2 protein-coding genes and 1 pseudogene are annotated in these 4,250 nt (G+C 30.3%); all 3 read left to right on the forward strand.

The genetic code is table 11. The annotated features are described in order from the left end of the window. The first annotated feature begins 578 nt into the window (after positions 1-578). Positions 579-947: a DUF898 family protein gene (locus tag AC1DJR_RS19250; RefSeq protein WP_002035452.1), complete on the forward strand. Its 369-nt coding sequence runs from the start codon at positions 579-581 to the stop codon at positions 945-947. Positions 948-1,568: 621 nt separating this feature from the next. Then, positions 1,569-1,757, forward strand: a pseudogene (locus tag AC1DJR_RS19255) (HNH endonuclease); the annotation flags it as partial. Between the two features lie 992 nt (positions 1,758-2,749). Then, entirely contained in the window at positions 2,750-3,823 is a 1,074-nt protein-coding gene (gene xerS, locus AC1DJR_RS19260) for a tyrosine recombinase XerS (RefSeq protein WP_429688936.1), read from the forward strand. The last annotated feature ends 427 nt before the right edge of the window (positions 3,824-4,250 follow it).

A 4,250-nucleotide genomic window follows, 5' to 3' on the forward strand; every position in this document is an offset into this window, starting at 1 on the left:
CTTTTCCATACCAATCACATCCTTTTTTAGAGTAATAGTATCAGTATGTCCAAGTCTGAAAGACTTTTTTTAGATATTTTGAAGTTTTTCCACCAGAACCTCGTAGCTGCCATTCTGGCCGCTATTGCAATGGAGGCCATGTTGTTTGTGAAACCAGGGCAGCAGACTAAGTCTGAAAGTTTATTTAACTGGAGAAATAAGGGAGAGTTAGAGGAACCTCGTGCTAATATTTGAATGAGTAAAGTAAGGTAAGGTATAAAAAACGAGTTGTATGTAAAACTCGTTTTTTATTTGTCTGAAACGTATGTCTTCTATAGTAAAATGAAATTTAAGTGGGAAGAAATAAATGAATTGCTTAATATATCTAGCAAAGAGAGAAACAGAATCAAAGCTATTATTCTAGCTGTTTTCTTAGACCGTAGCGGTATTGAGTGGAGTTTTTGAGTTTATTGGTATAAATGAAATAACTAAACGTTTAAAAAATTTATGGGAGTAACATTTTTGTGCTAAAATATGTAAGGTTATATTGAATAAAATACGTGCGCTAATCACGATAAACTGGCAAAGGAGTGTGTTTTATGGCAGAAAATATTAACATAAACGTTAATGCAGGAAGTAACTATGGACCAGAATCAAAATGGGGGCGTCAGTCTTTCTTTGATGGTGGACTTTTAAGCTTCATTGGTTGGAGTATCTTGGGAGCGCTTATTACAGTGTTCACGCTTGGTATTTGCTATCCGTGGGCGTTGTGTATGGTTTATGGTTGGAAAATTAACCATACTGTGGTTGATGGGCATAGAATGAAATTTAACGGTTCAGCAGTTGGCTTGTTTGGTAACTGGATTAAATGGCTACTTCTAACAGTTATTACACTAGGTATCTATGGTTTTTGGGTTAGCATTAAACTTGAAGACTGGAAAGTAAAAAATACAACCTTCGTTAATTAAGTGGATATTTTGATTCAGTACCTTAAGGGATGCATTATGAAATTACGTACATTAAAAATAATTCAATTAGTGTTATATAGCGTTGTTTTAATTCTTATGATTGATTATAGTAATCATTAAAATATTTATGTAAGAGTTCATGACTTTAATTTCTCTATTAAGTGAGTGCAATAATTTTCATAAATTACTATTTTTAAATAATATAGAGAAATGGTTTTTGAGTTGTCAGAGCTCTATCAGAAAGCAAGCCTGTTCCAGCAGACTTGCTTTTTTTGCTATTTATTAAGTATGCAAAAAATGCCAACGTACCAGTTAGTTATCCTGAAGGGAGCGCGACCTATTGGAGTTAGTTATAGCGTTTTTTACGGTGTTTATAATTATCTGGGCGATTATCAAGCCATTTGCTAAAAATAGAAGACACAATACTAACCACGAGTGGAAAAACAAAATTGGTCAAAGTTTATTCACGTTTCTAAGTCCAATKAATAGACTGAAGGGATCTAATAATGTGATAGAAAAGACTGCTTGTTTTGTATCATTAGTATTTATCACTTGTTTAACACCTTTATGGATTATCATTCTAACATTTGATATTGCTTAGTTGGAGGGGGAAGCTTTATGAATGAATACAAAGCCAAACAACAGAAGCATAAGAAGATGCAACTCGTTATCCATCATATAAAAGAACTCGAACATCATTCAACACTTGTATTAGATATAGATAATCTAGAAACAATCTGTGTGGATTACCACAATAGAAAACACGGAAGCGCATTCAAAAAGAAAAATTGTTTACTTACTTATATTTAGTTTACATAAGAGATATTATAGATGTTTGAAAAAAAGGAGTAAAATCCGTCTCAAAATGAAAAGAATTCTTATCTTATTGAGACGGAAGGRGAAATTGCGAAGTTATATTTTAAAATCTGTATTAGAATTAAAAATCACTGTATGTTCACATAAACAAAGTACAATAAAGAATACTTTTTCCAGGACTATAGGAAACATTCTTTTTCAATATAAAAACAATTAAGTTTTGGGTAAAGCACAACCTATTTAGTCTTAAGTGGTTAAAGTTACCCGTATTGCATTGAAATTTTTTTAACATGTATTTATATGCTAGCTATACCCTATAAGTAACCATGTAATCAATAYTAAAATGTATAGGTGAATGTATCTGCAACTAAAAGATATTCATACTGATGAAAGGTGCATGATGCATTTTGTTGGATGAACATAAAAGAATTATAAAAAGGGGGAAAAAYAAACAYTCTACAACTTCGCACGAAATACCAATTTTACGAACAATAAGAGAGTCTTTTAAAAATATAATATAGCATCTAGGGATTTCGAGCCTATATCCATGAATTTTAGTGTATTGCTTTGAAGTTATATAATAATAATCAAATGCCGATTTACACATAAAGAATCTATATAAACAATTACATATTAATTTACACAAGTTTATCTTACGTTGACCTGATTAACTATAATTAATTTAAGCAATTCACATTTTATAACGCTCTGTAAACAATTTTTAATGTGCTCTGTATATATTTAATCAATTTCATTGTATATACAGTTATATGTAGATTTTTCACCTGTTTTTATAGCGTAATACAAATTTATAGTTTGGTTCTCTATAATTAATACTAGAACAATTACAATATCACCTATTTATTTTTGCACGCATTTTAGTAATCCATAATTTAATTATGTAAATAAGTCTGTGTAAAAATTGAATTTAACGCGAACTTGTGTTCGTATCATTTTTCTGTTATAGTATATATGAGGTGATTTTTATGGATTACAGCAAACAACGTCAAAAATCCGTACATCGTAAGAAATTATACGAAAATTTAAATGAAATGCCATTTTACATAGAAGAATTTGTGGAGTACAAGGAATTGCATGATGCCTCTCCCTCCACCCTACTGAATTATGTATATGATTTTAGAGTCTTCTTTAATTGGCTATTATCTGAACAAATTATTGAATTTAAGTCCATTAAAGACATATCCTTCTCTGATTTGGAGAATTTAAGGAAAAAAGATATTGAGAACTTTATGAGATTTCTAAAACTACAACAAAACATGCAAAATTCCTCTGTTAACAGAAAAATTTCAGCTTTAAAATCTTTATTTAAGTATCTTACTTCCCTTTCAGAAGATGAAGATGGAGAATGCTATTTTTATAGAAATGTAATGGCTAAAATTGAAATACATAAAGATAAAGAAACATTAAACGCCCGTGCGAAGCGTATGAGATCTAAAATATTCCATAATGATGACGATCAAGAATTTTTAAATTATGTTAAGTTTGAACATGAAAAAGCTTTAACAAAACATCAATTGTTCTATTTCCTAAGAGATAAAGATCGTGATGTAGCTATTCTCTCTCTCTTTCTTGGTAGTGGTATTCGTGTAAGTGAATTGGCCGATCTTCGTATGGAAGATATAAACTTAAAAGAAAGACTAATTGATGTAATACGAAAAGGAAACAAAGAAGATTCTGTATGGATTACCCCAATTGCATTGAATGATCTTGAAAAGTATATGGAAATTAGAAATAACAAATATACTCCAGGGAAGGAATTAAAAAATGTGTTTCTATCGAAGTATAAACATACTGCACAGCCTCTTTCGGTTAGGGCTATCCAAGATATAGTAGAAAAATATACTAAGGCTTATGGTAAAAAAATGTCTCCTCATAAATTAAGACATACACTGGCAAATAAATTATATATGGAGGAAAAAGACTCRTTACAAGTGATGCAGCAACTTGGGCATACCAGCCAAGATACGGCCTTATTATACACACAGCTTGGAGAAACAACTATTAAAGATAGCTTAGGCAGAATAGGAAAAAATAAATAATAAAAGTTCAGCAATGCAAAATTGCTGAACTTTTATTATTTTCCCTGCTGTAGTGGTTATAAATGTTATGTATTATTCATTTCATCTTTAATTTTATTATATAAAAAATACATAGTTTAAATTCTAATCTAATTGGTATATAAAAACTCTCTCTTGTTAGATTAGATAAATGAAAATTTTAGATTCCTACAATTGTTGTTTACGTTAAATCGGAATTTAACGAACACTTGGAAGGATTGTAGGTTAAGCTCCCCTCCTATTGTACAACGACATTGTAGAAAGACAAGAAAATGGAAACTTTTTATACAAGATAGTAGATACTTCTATTCCTATCATTGTTTTAGGACAAGAAAATGGATACTAAACGAATCATTTTTATTGGTAATTCGATATTGCACGCTATAAAATTAGTATCCAGTTTCCTGTC

Source organism: Bacillus sp. 05T31, from assembly GCF_056396725.1.